This is a genomic window from Ferrovum sp. (genome assembly GCF_027317285.1).
In the GTDB taxonomy this organism is placed as follows: Bacteria; Pseudomonadota; Gammaproteobacteria; order Burkholderiales; family Ferrovaceae; genus Ferrovum.
In genome coordinates this window covers 118859-131605 of sequence record NZ_DAHVHV010000001.1, presented here as the reverse complement: position 1 = coordinate 131605, position 12747 = coordinate 118859, and the positions used below count along the sequence as shown (strand labels likewise).

Genomic DNA, 12747 nt, shown 5'->3' with positions numbered 1-12747 from the left:
TCTCGTGCAGGAGTTCGTCATGGTCACCGCAAAGAAATCTTCACCCGCGCCACAGCCCCTCGAGTCCGAAGTCCTTTCGGAACCCGGGAAGAAGAACAAGAAGAAGGCCGCCAAACAGGAAAAATCCAGGGGTATCCCGGAAATCGGGAAGAAGAAAAAAGGCAAGAAGGCCAAAAAAGCGGAAAAGAAGGCCGACAAGAAAGCCAAAAAAACAGAGAAAAAGGCGCGTAAGGTCGAAGCCTCGAAGACCCTCGGGGAAGTGACTACCGAAGTCACCCGGGTCGATACCGTGGCAGAGGAACCCATCCCTGCCGAAGGTGCAGCGCCCGCCAAGCCATCTCCGACCCCCCGGAAAAAGAAATCGGCGGAGCCCCTGCCTTCCAGCCCTTCTGTCCAAAAACCCCGCCGCCGCAAGGAAGCACTTGCTGCCCCCATGGAGGAACGCGTGGCCCTGCCCACCAAGCGCGCCCGACGAACCGCTGCGCCGGCAGAAGTTCCTGCACCACCGCTGGCCGAGGGCAAGACGCGCCGGACTTCCGTCAAAAAAACGCCCGTCACTGCGGCCCCGCGCAAAAAACGCGCAACGCCCCCGCCGCCACCCATCATTTCTCCGGACAAGGGCGCCGCCCCTGCCTCTTCCCCCAAAAGCACCCGTCGTCCCCGTGCCCCAAAGACCATCCCACCGCTGATCAAACCCATGACGTAAGGCAGGGAACCGGAAGCAGATCGTCATCCCCTAATCGGGAATCGCCACCTGATTCCTGCGGTTCTCGATCCTGTCGGTCTTGTCCTGTAAACGAGGACTGTTGCCGTGCACATCATAGAAGCGCGGACGGGAAATCATGGAAGCCAGACGCGCGGACTGCATGGGCGTCAAATCCCGGACGGGTTCATGAAAATAGTGCTGGGCGGCGGCAGCACAGCCAAAAACCCCTTCTCCCCACTCGATGGTATTGAGATAAACCTCAAGAATGCGGCGCTTGCTCCAGGTTGCTTCCAGCATCACCGTGATCAGCGTTTCCTGTCCTTTTCGCCATAAACTTCGCCGTTCGGACAAAAACAGGTTCTTGGCCAACTGCTGGGTCAGGGTGGAGCCGCCGGCCACGAACCGATGACGCCTCAGGTCTCGCCGGTACGCCTGCCGGATGCCCTCCCAATCAAACCCGTGGTGGGTCATGAAGTGACTGTCTTCGGCCGCCACCACTGCCTGTTTCAGGCTGCCTGGAATTCCCTGATAAGGCACCCAGGGGTGGGGCATGAGGGGAGGGCGTCGTTGCGACTGGAGAGACGCCGCGCGCGCGCGCATGAAGGATGTCTGATCCGGGTTATGGGTCCGCCACCACAGGACCTGTCCGAAAATGCAGGTTTCCCACAGCAGCAGCAACAGCAGGGCCCACTTCATCCCAAGCCAGGTCCAGGCCAATAATCCCTTGAGCCCCGCCGAAAACATGCGGTTCAGTGACCTGCGGCGCGTAGCGCGCGTAGCACCTCTGCGCTGGGGGGATGTATCCCTCGCCACAAGTAGAAGGATTCGGCAGCCTGTTCCACCAACATCCCCAATCCGTCCTCCGTCCGACCTGCGCCTGCCTGACCGGCCAATTTCAGGAACGGGGTCGGACCCTTGCCGTAGCCCAGATCATAAGCCAGGGTTCTCGGGTCGAAGAGCGCCGCCGGAAGCGTGGGCAGATCGCCCGCCACCGCCGTCGACGTGGCATTGATCACCACCTCGTAGGCCTGCGCCGGAATATCCGGCCAGGAAAATGCACGACAGGAAACGGCGCTGGGCAGTGACTCCAATTCGCGGACCAGCGTCTGCGCCCGTACCAAAGTCCGGTTCGCGATATCCAGTTGCACGATCCCCGCCTCCAGCAAGGGTTGCACGATGCCCCGCGCGGCCCCGCCGGCGCCCAGGATCAGCACGCGTGACCCCTCCAGGGTCACGCCCAGATTCAGGGTCATATCCCGAACCAGCCCCTCACCATCCGTATTGTCGGCCCAGAGCGTTCCCTCCGGCGTCACCCCCAGGGTATTGGCTGCGTGCGCCACCCGAGCACGCGGTGAATGCAGCGCAGCCAAGGCGAAAGCGCGCTCCTTGAAGGGCAGAGTCACATTCAGACCCAGGCCGCCTGCCGCAAAGAAGCGGACGACCTCGCTTTCAAAACCGTCCAGCGTTCCCTCGATCCGTTCATAACTGAGGTGCTGTCCCGTCAGAAGCGCAAAATGTCGGTGAATGTCGGGAGAGCGACTGTGCCGGATCGGATGCCCAATCACCCCATACCGATCCATCAACTCTGTTTCCAGGGCAACCCGGCCGCCTGCCACCCATTCAGATGACCGCGGTGCCCCTGCGGGTCGCGATCCCCTTCAAAACCCTGGAGGATGTTGTAACACCCCGTCCAGCCCATGGAAGTGGCCGCCTCTGCCGCCGCGTGGGACCGGGCCCCGGAACGGCACATAAAGAGCACCAATGACTCTCCAGGAACCCGTTCCCGCAAAGTATCCAGAAATGATTCGTTGCGCACGCCCATGGGGTAGGACTGCCATTCCACATGCACCGACCCGGGCACGGATCCAACCCAATCCAACTCCGCTTGCGTACGTACGTCCACCAGCACCGCCTGGGCATTCAAATTCAACAGTTCGAAAGCCTCGGTCGGAAGCAGGGCCCCCGCATAGGACAATCCGATTTCACGCCCGCGTTGTTGGGCGACTTTCAATAATTCGGCTATTCTGGACATGGAATACCTCATCGATGGATCAGGTTGCATTGTAACCAAAACCTGTCGTATTCAGGTAAAACTCAGACCCCCTTTTGCGTATCTGAAGACGCACTCTTATGGTGCGTTTTGCCTGAAAAGCACCATGTTGGTGCGAACCAACCCGCCACCAAAAAATCATGTTCCTTTACGCTTTCCTTATGGCACAATGCTGGAATAGATTGGAAGGGTTTGGCATGTAACCTGCTTATCCTCCGGGGATTGAGTGAGGAGCGCCAAGAGGTCGTACTATCCTTAAATTTTCTGACAGGAGAGAAGAAATGGCAGTTGCCGATGTAATGCAGATGGTCAAGGATCATGAGGTAAAATTCGTCGATTTTCGTTTTACGGACACCCGCGGCAAGGAACAGCACGTCACCGTTCCTGTCAGCCACTTCGGTCCGGACAAATTTACCGAGGGCCATGCCTTTGACGGTTCCTCCATCGCTGGCTGGAAGGGGATTCAGGCCTCCGACATGCTTCTGATGCCCGACCCCAACACGGCCAACCTCGACCCTTTCATGGATGAGTCCACGCTGGTCCTGACCTGCGATGTGATCGAACCTTCCGACGGCAAGGGTTATGATCGCGATCCCCGTTCCCTGGCAAAACGTGCGGAAGCCTATCTGAAGTCCAGTGGCATCGGTGACACTGCCTACTTTGGTCCTGAACCAGAATTCTTCGTGTTTGATTCCGTCAGCTGGAATGTGGACATGTCCGGTTGTTCCGTCCGGGTGGAATCCGAAGAAGCCCCCTGGTCCTCCGGAAAATCCTACGAAGGCGGCAACATGGGTCACCGCCCCGCGATCAAGGGCGGCTATTTCCCCGTTCCTCCCGTCGATTCTCTCCAGGACATTCGCTCAGCCATGTGTCTGGCCCTGGAAGACATGGGGGTTCCGGTGGAAGTGCACCACCATGAGGTGGCTGCCCCAGGGCAGTGCGAAATCGGTACCAAATTTGCTCCCCTGGTACAACGTGCTGACTGGCTCCAGATCCTCAAGTATGTCGTCCACAACGTCGCTCATTCCTACGGCAAGACAGCCACTTTCATGCCCAAGCCCATCGTCGGTGACAATGGGTCCGGAATGCACGTTCACCAGTCGGTCTGGAAAGACGGGAAAAATCTGTTTGCAGGCAGCGGCTACGCCGGCCTCTCCGATTTCGCCCTCTATTACATCGGCGGCATCATCAAGCATGCGAAGGCCCTCAACGCCATCACCAATCCCAGCACCAATTCCTACAAGCGTCTGGTGCCCGGTTTTGAAGCCCCCGTCAAGTTGGCCTATTCTGCCCGCAACCGTTCGGCAGCGATTCGCGTCCCCTTCGTACAAAGCGACAAGGCCCGTCGTATCGAAGTGCGCTTTCCCGACCCCACTGCCAACCCGTACCTGGCCTTTTCGGCGCTGATGATGGCTGGCCTGGATGGTGTCCAGAACAAGATTCATCCTGGCGAAGCCTCCGACCGCGACCTGTACCACCTGAGCCCCGAGGAAGATGCCAAGATCCCGGCTCCTGCGGCCTCTCTGGAAGAAGCCCTGGCCGCGCTGGACAAGGACCGCGAGTTCCTGACCCGTGGGGGCGTATTCTCCAATGACATGATCGATGCCTACATCGCACTCAAGATGGAAGAAGTCACCCTGTTCCGGATGACCACCCATCCTCTGGAGTTCCAGATGTACTACAGCCTCTAGATCCTCACTGGGCATGCCCGCCGTCACCAGCCCGTCAGCCCTCTTTGGATGACGGGCTTTTTCATGGATACGTCCCACCCGATCGACCAGGAGGATGCCCGTTTTGTCGGGCTGGACCTGCTCCACACGGCCATTCTGGTTCTGGATGGAGATCTGCGCATCCGTTTCGTCAATACCGCCACCGAAAGTTTGCTGGCCATGGGGCGCAAGCACCTCGTCAATTCCCCTTTGTCTCAGATCTCCCTTTCCTCCCAAAGTCTGGTGGAACTCACACGCACGGCACTCCAGCAGGAACTGGGATTTCTGGAACATGAGTGGGTCATCCAACCCCTTCAGGGCGAATCACAGGTCATCAGTTGCACGGGCACCCCGCTGGGCACCCCGGTACAGGGCATTCTGCTGGAACTGCGGCCCATCACCCAGCGCATGCGCATCGCCCGGGAAGAAAAGATTCTCGAGGATCAAAAAACCAACCGGGAACTGTTGCGCAATCTGGCCCATGAGATCCGCAATCCTCTGGGCGGGATCCGTGGCGCAGCCCAACTCCTGGAAGGCGAACTGGATTCGCCCGAATTGAAGGAATACACACAGGTCATTCGGGACGAAACCGACCGCCTGCAGAACCTGATGGATCGCCTGCTCAGTTCGCGCCCTTCCCGGCAGGTGGCTGCCCTCAACATTCATGAAGTGCTGGAGCGGGTCCGTACCATTCTCCTGGCTGAATTTCCCCACGGTCTGAAACTCGAGCGCGACTATGACCCCAGCCTGCCTGACCTCCAGGGGGACCGTGAACAACTCATTCAGGCCGTGCTCAACATCACGCGCAACGCGGCACAGGCCCTGGGGGGGACAGGTACGATCCATCTGCAAAGTCGTCCCCTGCGTCAGGTCACCCTGGCGCGACGCCGTTTTCGCCTGGGTGTGATGATCCGCATCCGGGACAACGGCCCAGGCATTCCGGAAGACCTCCAGAAACGCATTTTTCAGCCCCTGGTCTCCGGTCGGGAAGGAGGAAGTGGTTTGGGATTGATGTTGGCACAAAACTTGATTAGTCAACATCAGGGATTGGTGGAATTTGACAGCAGGCCCGGCGAGACCTGTTTCACCCTTATTCTTCCCTTCCTGGAAACCGAGCAATCCGCTGAACCCTGAAACCCCATCGAGGAAATGATGACCCACCATACCGTCTGGATTGTAGATGATGACCGTTCGATCCGCTGGGTGCTGGAAAAGGTACTGGGACGCGAAGAGATCCCCTACCGCTCCTTCTCCAGCGCCACGGAAGCCTTGCATGCCCTGGAAGCCGGAGAATTGCCGGCGACCATTGTGAGCGATATCCGCATGCAGGGTCTGAGCGGACTGGACTTCCTGGAACGGGTCAAGCAGGATCACCCCGAGATTCCCATTATCATCATGACCGCCTACTCGGATCTGGACAGTGCCGTCTCGGCCTTCCAAGGCGGGGCTTACGAGTATCTTCCCAAACCCTTTGATGTAGAACAGGCGCTGGCTCTGGTACGACGTGCCCTGTCCGAACGTTCTTCACAGGCCGAGGAACCTGTCGCCAACACCATTCCTCCCCTCGATATTCTTGGCCAGGCACCCGCCATGCAGGCGGTGTTTCGAGCCATCGGACGTTTGGCGCACTCCCATGCCTCGGTTCTGATCACAGGCGAATCCGGCAGCGGAAAGGAACTGGTGGCACGGGCACTCCATCGCCACGGGCCACGCGCGGGCATGCCCTTCGTGGCCCTCAACACCGCAGCCATTCCCAAAGACCTGCTGGAATCCGAACTCTTCGGGCACGAAAAAGGGGCCTTTACCGGAGCCACCCAGCAACGCCCCGGTCGATTTGAACAGGCCGAAGGAGGAACCCTGTTCCTCGATGAAATCGGGGATATGCCCCTCGAGTTACAAACCCGTCTCCTGCGCGTACTCTCGGATGGACATTACTACCGCGTGGGCGGACAAACCCCCCTGAGTGCCCGTGCACGCATCATTGCCGCCACCCATCAGAACCTCGAGCGCCAGGTAGAGGAAGGTTCTTTCCGGGAAGACCTCTTTCACCGCCTCAACGTCATTCGCATCCGGCTTCCGGCCCTGCGCGAACGCCCCGAGGATATCCCCTTGTTGGCCCAGCATTTTCTGCAACAGAGTGCGCGCTCCCTGGAAGTGGAGACCAAACGCCTGTCCGAGGCGACCCAACGTCTGATCACCACCTTCCCATGGAAAGGAAATGTTCGCCAACTGGAAAACCTCTGTCACTGGTTGACGGTCATGGCTCCGGGCATCGTGGTAGAGCCCGCAGATCTCCCCCCGGAATTGCTTTCCCAACCCGTTGCCCAAGCCCATCTGGCGGAACCCTGGCAGGAAAGCGCTGCACGGGAAATTGCCCGGCGCCTGTCCCAAGGAGAAACGGACCTGGCCCTGTCTCTGGTGGATCAACTGGAACGCATCCTCATCACCGAAGCACTGACCCATACTCAGGGAAGGCGCATCGAAGCGGCCCAACGTCTCGGATGGGGAAGAAATACCCTTACCCGTAAAATTCATGCCCTGGGACTGGACAAACTCTGGGGTTCGGCTCCGGATTAATCTTCAAACACTGCCCACACGGGCGCGTGATCGGAAGGACGTTCCCATCCGCGCGGCTCCCGATCGATGGTACAGGAACACAAGGTGGCTCCCAGTCCCTGGCTGGCCAGCAAATGATCGATGCGCAAGCCCAGATTGCGCCTGAAGGCGTTGACCCGGTAATGCCACCAACTGAAGGACCGCTCTTCCTGGGGAAATTGCCGAAAACAATCCACCAGCCCCAGGGCCTCCAGGGCCTGGAATTTCTCCCGCTCGGGAGGACTACACAACACTTCCCCGGCCCAGGCCGCCGGATCATGGACGTCCCGGTCTTCCGGCGCAATATTGTAGTCCCCTGCCACTACCAGGCGGGGATGTCGCACCAGACTGTCCTGCAAATAGTCATGCAGCGCATCGAACCAGGCAAGTTTGTAAAGGTACTTTTCCGAATCGAGCGATTCGCCATTGGGACAGTACACACTGATCACCCGAATATCGCCAAACGTGGCGGCGATGACCCGTTGCTGGGGATCTTCCCATTTGGGCAGTCCGACCACTTCCTCCACACCGGGTTGCAAGGAGATCAACGCCACCCCATTATAGGTTTTCTGTCCTGCCACATGAGCGTGATAGCCCGCCGTCCGAAATTCTTCCCAGGGGAAACGGGCAGTCTCGCACTTGAGTTCCTGCAGGCAAAGCACATCCGGTTTTTCTTTCTCCAACCAGTCCAGCACGTGGGATAACCGAACCCGAATGGAATTGACATTCCACGTCGCAATTTTCAAGAAAACTCCTCCCTATCAGTAAATTGTAACGATTCACCCGCGCCTGCAGAAGACCATGCACACCCCACAGGACAGGGTGGTTTTACCCCCGGCCTTCAACCGCATGTTGTAAATATGATACATATTTCCCAATTATGGAGAATTTGTGTCATAATTGTTACAGTTTGACCCCTTTCGTTGACTGTAGAATTCGTAAACCTTAACCACCCAGGAGCACTCAAATGTTCAAAAAAGCACTTCTCGTTACTTCCCTGGTATCCGTTTCCTTGTCGGCCATGGCCGATGGGAGCGGCTGGATCAATGACTATGCCGGTGTTTCCCTTGGCTCCGCCACTTCACCCAACCCCGGTGTGGGCAACAACGCCAATGCCAACGTGGGTGAAACCGGTTCCGAGTACCGCGTGTTCGCCGGTCACGAATTTACCCAGAATTTCGGTATTGAAACACAGTACAACCATTACCATGGGTTCGGTGGAAATGCGGCGGATGGGTCAGCCCACTCCTTCGATCTGTTGGGAACGGGGACCTATTACTTCGACCATGCCAACACCATCGGCCTGGTGGGCAAAGCCGGTTTCAATTACGCGACAGTCGGCTCCTACGGTCTGACCAACGGCGGGTTTGGCTGGGTTTATGGCGCAGGACTGCGTTATAACGTCTCCCGTCAGTTCGACATTCGCGCCGACTATCAGCGCGACCAGTTGGGCTACACCAACAACTATTTCAGCAACGCAGAAAACACCTACACCATCGGTGCTGCTTACCACTTCTAAATCGTAGCACCCCGATTCGGGCCAGGTCAGCGATGACCTGGCCCGAATTTTTTACCAGGGCATGCCAATGTCAGGACCCATCCATGGGGTCATCGGTCCATCCATGACAGGATCTCCGAAGGGACTCATCCCATAGTACATGCTGGAATAATCCACGGGCACATCCTTCGGCCACAGATAGACGACATCCGCAGCCACACGCGGGAAGATGTAGCGCATGTCACCCACTTTTCCGATGGTTGGCACCTGGAGCGTACCCGTTACGGTAATCTGTCTCTTCACGGAATAAATGGACGGATCGAAGAAGCCATGGGCACAGGCGATGAATCGCCCGTCTGAATGATCATCATCCATGGGGCGACCCGAATCATCCAGGGTATGACTCACGACATGAAAACACGTATCGGTCTTTCCTGGCCTGACCCCTTCGATCACCCCACCCCAGCGCACTTTTTCACCCACGACACCGGGGTCGTCCTGAGCCGTGCGGGGCAGGATGGGAACGAAGTCATTTCCCGCCAGAGGCGCCGGAGGCGTACTGGCACAGGAGGCCAGGCCAACCGTCAGACCCGTCAATAATAAAAGTTTGAACCGCATGATCTCCGCTTCCCCCTCATAAACTTGATTGAAATGGGTCAACACTCATCAGGGAGGTTCGGCAGCACCAATCGCCCAGGCCGACATCCACCCTGTGCCGAACATTCTACCGTCTTGCCCGTTTCACGAGTTGTTACAAATAGGCCCTTCCCGTTCCCCCTGCCTGGGCGAACAAGGGTGCGCGGAGCCGTAGACTGAATGCCGTCTTCAAATCAGGTCCGGATACAGGAATGTGCGATAATCGCCCCATGGAAACGATCAACTTCACCCATCATTTTCTCATCGCCATGCCTTCGTTGCAGGATGCCAACTTTTCCGGCACCCTGACCTACATCTGTCGGCACGATGAGCAGGGCGCCATGGGCCTGATCATCAACCGTCCGATGGACATGAACCTGAAAAATCTGTTTGGCCAGATCGCGCTCACTGCCAGCAACGAAGATGTGTCCACCCAACCGGTCTATCTGGGCGGACCGGTCCAGACCGACCGTGGTTTCGTTCTCCATACCCCCATGGGCACATGGCGTTCCACCTTGCGCATCAACGACGAATTTGGACTCACCACTTCCCGCGACATTCTGGAACAACTGGCCCTCGGCCATGGTCCTGAATACATGCTCATCGCCCTGGGCTATGCAGGATGGGAAGCCGGGCAACTGGAAAACGAAATCAAGCGGAACAATTGGCTGTCCGTCCCTGCAGACCCTCATATTCTCTTCACGCTCCCTGCAGAACAACGTTTTAATGCAGCACTGGCGTTACTGGGCGTCAATCTGACCTATCTCTCCGAGGAAGCCGGGCATGCCTGATCCGGAAGGCGCCGTCCTGGCCTTCGACTATGGCACGCGTTTTATCGGAGTGGCTTGGGGAGAGCGCCGCAGCCGGGTCTGTCGTCCGCTTGCTTCCCTGGAATGCCGCACCCGCGCCCAGCGCTGGGAATCCATTCATGCCCTCATTCGGGAATGGACACCGGGTTTGCTGCTGGTGGGACTGGCCCTGAATTCGGAAGGTCAGGAACAAACCACGACCCGTCAGTGTCGTAATTTCGCTCGCGACCTGTACCGTCACACCCATTTGCCCGTGACCCTCATCGATGAGCGCTATACCTCGCTGGAAGCCGACCAGCAGTTGCGGGCTGCCGGGGTTCCGAGCACACAACGTCGCAGCAGGGAGCATGCGCTGGCCGCCACCTTGCTCCTGGAAGATTATTTTGGTCTGTCCGTCGAGCAGAAAAACGCTTTGTGCTCTTCTGAACGCACTGATTTTTTTATTACTCTTGATGCCGAGGTTACCGATGTTTAATCCTCAACTCACCCCCGAAGGTCACCTCAAGCATCTTCTGACCATAGAAGGCCTGCCACCCGCCATTCTCTTCCAGATTCTCGACCGCGCCACAGAGTTCGAGGCCGTGGCCCGCCAGGAAGTCAAGAAGGTCCCCCATCTTCAGGGGAAATCCGTCTTCAATCTATTTTTTGAGGCATCCACACGTACCCGCACCACTTTTGAAATTGCAGCCAAGCGGTTGTCCGCCGACGTCATCAATCTGAATGTCAGCGCTTCCAGCCAAAGCAAGGGAGAAACCCTGCTCGATACGGTGGACAATCTGTCCGCCATGCAGGCGGACATGTTCGTGGTACGCCATGCTGAAAGTGGTGCTGCACATCTGATCGCCAGTCATGTCGGACCCGATATCCATGTCATCAACGCTGGGGACGGACGCCATGCCCATCCCACCCAGGCGCTTTTGGACATGTATACCATCCGCCACTTCAAGAAGCGCTTTGAAAATCTGCGGGTAGCCATCGTCGGTGATGTCCTTCATTCGCGGGTGGCCCGCTCCCAGATTCACGCCCTGACGACTCTGCAGGTTCCGGAAGTACGTGTCATCGGCCCGAAAACCCTGATACCGCGCAATGTGGAACGTCTGGGCGTACGGGTCTACCACGATATGGTCCAGGGCCTCAAGGGCGTGGACGTGGTCATCATGTTGCGCCTCCAGAATGAGCGGATGAATGGCGCACTCCTGCCCAGCCGGGATGAATACTTCAAATACTATGGGCTGACCCCCGCCAAATTGGCTCATGCCCGGCCAGATGCCATCGTCATGCACCCGGGCCCCATGAACCGGGGCGTGGAGATTCATTCGGATGTCGCCGATGGAGTCCAGTCCGTGATCCTGAAACAGGTCACCTTTGGCATTGCCGTACGCATGGCCGTCATGTCCCTGCTGGCCGCCCCTGCGCCACACTCTGCCGCTTGAACGAGGATTTTTCATGAAAATTCATATCACCCAAGGCCGCGTCATCGATCCCGTCACGCAACGGGACTCCCAGAGTGACCTGTTCATTGCTGCGGGCAAAATCGTCGCTCTCGAACGTTGCCCTGCCGGCTTTACCCCCAATCGGGTGATCGATGCCCGTGGCAAGATCGTCATGCCCGGACTGGTGGATCTGGCCGCCCGTTTGCGCGAACCGGGCTATGAATATCTGGCCACTTTGGAAAGCGAGATGGTTGCCGCCACGGTAGGGGGAGTCACCAGTCTCTCGTGCCCCCCGGACACCGACCCGCCCCTGGATGAGCCCGGTTTGGTTGAAATGCTCAAACACCGTGCCCATGGCCGGGAGCAAACCAACGTCTATCCCCTGGGCGCCCTGACCCAGCAACTCCAGGGCCTTCGCCTGACCGAGATGGGGGAATTATATGATGCAGGCTGCATTGCCTTCTCCCAGGCCAATGCCCCTCTGCTGGATACCCAGGTCCTGTTGCGCGCCCTGGATTACGCCACCACTTTTGGATTCACCGTCTGGTTACAACCCCAGGATGCCTATCTGGCGCGCGATGGGGTGGCTCACGACGGCGAAGTGGCCAGTCGCCTGGGATTGCCCGCCATACCCACCTGCGCTGAAACCATTGCAGTGAACACGATCCTGCAACTGGTCCGCGAAACCGGTGCGCGCGTCCATTTGTGCCGCCTTTCCAGTGCCAGCGGCGTGGATCTGGTCCGTGCGGCCAAGAAAGAGGGGTTGCCGGTCACCTGCGACATCTCCATCAACCACCTGCACCTCACAGAACATGACATTGGTTATTTCAATGCCCATTGCCGGCTGATCCCCCCCCTTCGCAGCGTGCGTGATCGAGCCGCCCTGTGCGCCGGTCTGGTGGATGGAACCATCGACGCATTGGTCTCCGATCACGCGCCCGTGGATGTAGACGCCAAGCAACTCCCCTTCGAAGCCGCCGAACCCGGGGCCACGGGCCTGGAACTGCTGCTGCCGCTCACCCTGGCCTGGGCGCGATCCCAGGCCCTGCCGCTGGTCACGGCCCTGGCACGAATCACCTCCGCCCCCGCCAAAATCCTGGGCATCCCTGCGGGACAACTGAGCCCCGGCCAACCCGCCGACCTGTGTATCTTCGATCCGGAACGGGAATGGGCCGTCACCCCAAAAAACCTTAAAAGTCAGGGCAAAAATACGCCGTTCCTCAATCACCTCATGCAAGGTAAAGTCAGTCACACCCTGGTGGGCGGCTTCATCATCCATGAGGATGCCCGCGCCTGACCCACGATTTCTTC

The 12747-nt window shown here is 58.3% G+C and carries 14 protein-coding genes; 9 read left to right on the top strand and 5 right to left on the bottom strand.

The window, feature by feature from the left end:
- Positions 1–19 precede the first annotated feature (19 nt).
- Positions 20–706 (top strand): hypothetical protein, encoded by a 687-nt coding sequence (locus tag M6F29_RS00600; protein ID WP_298156539.1) that lies wholly within the window; start codon positions 20–22, stop codon positions 704–706.
- 30 nt (positions 707–736) lie between these two features.
- Here the strand turns inward: M6F29_RS00600 and mtgA are convergent, their stop codons facing one another.
- From mtgA to M6F29_RS00585, 3 genes are read right to left on the bottom strand one after another with little or no spacing between them, the layout of a single operon-like run.
- Entirely contained in the window at positions 737–1450 is a 714-nt protein-coding gene (gene mtgA / locus M6F29_RS00595) for a monofunctional biosynthetic peptidoglycan transglycosylase (RefSeq protein WP_298156537.1), read from the bottom strand.
- 5 nt (positions 1451–1455) lie between these two features.
- Positions 1456–2286 carry a shikimate dehydrogenase gene (gene aroE, locus M6F29_RS00590; RefSeq protein ID WP_298156636.1) on the bottom strand — a complete coding sequence of 277 codons (831 nt, stop codon included), beginning with the start codon at positions 2284–2286 and terminating at the stop codon, positions 1456–1458.
- On the bottom strand, positions 2286–2738 hold the full coding sequence (locus tag M6F29_RS00585; RefSeq protein WP_297479650.1) for a rhodanese-like domain-containing protein: 453 nt from the start codon (positions 2736–2738) through the stop codon (positions 2286–2288). Before M6F29_RS00585 ends, aroE begins: the two co-directional genes overlap by 1 nt.
- A 299-nt stretch (positions 2739–3037) precedes the next feature.
- Here M6F29_RS00585 and glnA point away from each other — a divergent pair, with 299 nt between their 5' ends.
- The 3 genes from glnA to ntrC all read left to right on the top strand — a co-directional run bounded on the left by glnA (position 3038) and on the right by ntrC (position 7042).
- Entirely contained in the window at positions 3038–4447 is a 1410-nt protein-coding gene (gene glnA / locus M6F29_RS00580; protein WP_297457416.1) for a type I glutamate--ammonia ligase, read from the top strand.
- Between the two features lie 63 nt (positions 4448–4510).
- On the top strand, positions 4511–5599 hold the full coding sequence (glnL, locus tag M6F29_RS00575) for a nitrogen regulation protein NR(II) (protein WP_297457413.1): 1089 nt from the start codon (positions 4511–4513) through the stop codon (positions 5597–5599).
- Between the two features lie 15 nt (positions 5600–5614).
- Positions 5615–7042, top strand: a complete 1428-nt coding sequence (gene ntrC / locus M6F29_RS00570) for a nitrogen regulation protein NR(I) (RefSeq protein WP_366525903.1) — start codon at positions 5615–5617, stop codon at positions 7040–7042.
- Here ntrC and xth read toward each other — a convergent pair.
- Complete coding sequence (gene xth / locus M6F29_RS00565) at positions 7039–7806, bottom strand: exodeoxyribonuclease III (RefSeq protein ID WP_298156530.1); 768 nt, start codon at positions 7804–7806, stop codon at positions 7039–7041. The two genes, ntrC and xth, sit on opposite strands and share 4 nt — an antisense overlap.
- Positions 7807–8027: 221 nt before the next feature.
- Here xth and M6F29_RS00560 point away from each other — a divergent pair, with 221 nt between their 5' ends.
- Positions 8028–8579 carry a porin family protein gene (locus M6F29_RS00560; RefSeq protein ID WP_298156528.1) on the top strand — a complete coding sequence of 184 codons (552 nt, stop codon included), beginning with the start codon at positions 8028–8030 and terminating at the stop codon, positions 8577–8579.
- Positions 8580–8630: 51 nt separating this feature from the next.
- On the opposite strand, the gene M6F29_RS00555 is transcribed toward M6F29_RS00560, so the two are convergent.
- Complete coding sequence (locus M6F29_RS00555) at positions 8631–9176, bottom strand: Slp family lipoprotein (RefSeq protein WP_298156526.1); 546 nt, start codon at positions 9174–9176, stop codon at positions 8631–8633.
- A gap of 230 nt (positions 9177–9406) precedes the next feature.
- Here M6F29_RS00555 and M6F29_RS00550 point away from each other — a divergent pair, with 230 nt between their 5' ends.
- The 4 genes from M6F29_RS00550 to M6F29_RS00535 are packed head-to-tail and all read left to right on the top strand — an operon-like array spanning position 9407 to position 12733.
- A complete protein-coding gene (locus M6F29_RS00550) occupies positions 9407–9985 on the top strand; it encodes a YqgE/AlgH family protein (protein ID WP_297479670.1) in 579 nt (192 codons plus the stop codon).
- Positions 9978–10478 (top strand): Holliday junction resolvase RuvX, encoded by a 501-nt coding sequence (ruvX, locus tag M6F29_RS00545; protein WP_298156522.1) that lies wholly within the window; start codon positions 9978–9980, stop codon positions 10476–10478. Before M6F29_RS00550 ends, ruvX begins: the two co-directional genes overlap by 8 nt.
- Positions 10471–11436 carry an aspartate carbamoyltransferase catalytic subunit gene (locus M6F29_RS00540; RefSeq protein ID WP_297455492.1) on the top strand — a complete coding sequence of 322 codons (966 nt, stop codon included), beginning with the start codon at positions 10471–10473 and terminating at the stop codon, positions 11434–11436. The genes ruvX and M6F29_RS00540 overlap by 8 nt, the downstream gene beginning before the upstream one ends.
- Positions 11437–11449: 13 nt before the next feature.
- A complete protein-coding gene (locus tag M6F29_RS00535) occupies positions 11450–12733 on the top strand; it encodes a dihydroorotase (RefSeq protein ID WP_297455490.1) in 1284 nt (427 codons plus the stop codon).
- Positions 12734–12747: the final 14 nt, after the last annotated feature.

What these genes read in the sequence shown, in the direction of transcription:
- M6F29_RS00600 (WP_298156539.1), top strand. Translation starts at nt 20, where the DNA reads ATGGTCACCGCAAAGAAATCTTCACCCGCGCCACAGCCCCTCGAGTCC.
- mtgA (WP_298156537.1), bottom strand. Translation starts at nt 1,450, where the DNA reads ATGTTTTCGGCGGGGCTCAAGGGATTATTGGCCTGGACCTGGCTTGGG.
- aroE (WP_298156636.1), bottom strand. Translation starts at nt 2,286, where the DNA reads ATGGATCGGTATGGGGTGATTGGGCATCCGATCCGGCACAGTCGCTCT.
- M6F29_RS00585 (WP_297479650.1), bottom strand. Translation starts at nt 2,738, where the DNA reads ATGTCCAGAATAGCCGAATTATTGAAAGTCGCCCAACAACGCGGGCGT.
- glnA (WP_297457416.1), top strand. Translation starts at nt 3,038, where the DNA reads ATGGCAGTTGCCGATGTAATGCAGATGGTCAAGGATCATGAGGTAAAA.
- glnL (WP_297457413.1), top strand. Translation starts at nt 4,511, where the DNA reads ATGGATACGTCCCACCCGATCGACCAGGAGGATGCCCGTTTTGTCGGG.
- ntrC (WP_366525903.1), top strand. Translation starts at nt 5,615, where the DNA reads ATGATGACCCACCATACCGTCTGGATTGTAGATGATGACCGTTCGATC.
- M6F29_RS00560 (WP_298156528.1), top strand. Translation starts at nt 8,028, where the DNA reads ATGTTCAAAAAAGCACTTCTCGTTACTTCCCTGGTATCCGTTTCCTTG.
- M6F29_RS00555 (WP_298156526.1), bottom strand. Translation starts at nt 9,176, where the DNA reads ATGCGGTTCAAACTTTTATTATTGACGGGTCTGACGGTTGGCCTGGCC.
- M6F29_RS00550 (WP_297479670.1), top strand. Translation starts at nt 9,407, where the DNA reads ATGTGCGATAATCGCCCCATGGAAACGATCAACTTCACCCATCATTTT.
- ruvX (WP_298156522.1), top strand. Translation starts at nt 9,978, where the DNA reads ATGCCTGATCCGGAAGGCGCCGTCCTGGCCTTCGACTATGGCACGCGT.
- M6F29_RS00540 (WP_297455492.1), top strand. Translation starts at nt 10,471, where the DNA reads ATGTTTAATCCTCAACTCACCCCCGAAGGTCACCTCAAGCATCTTCTG.
- M6F29_RS00535 (WP_297455490.1), top strand. Translation starts at nt 11,450, where the DNA reads ATGAAAATTCATATCACCCAAGGCCGCGTCATCGATCCCGTCACGCAA.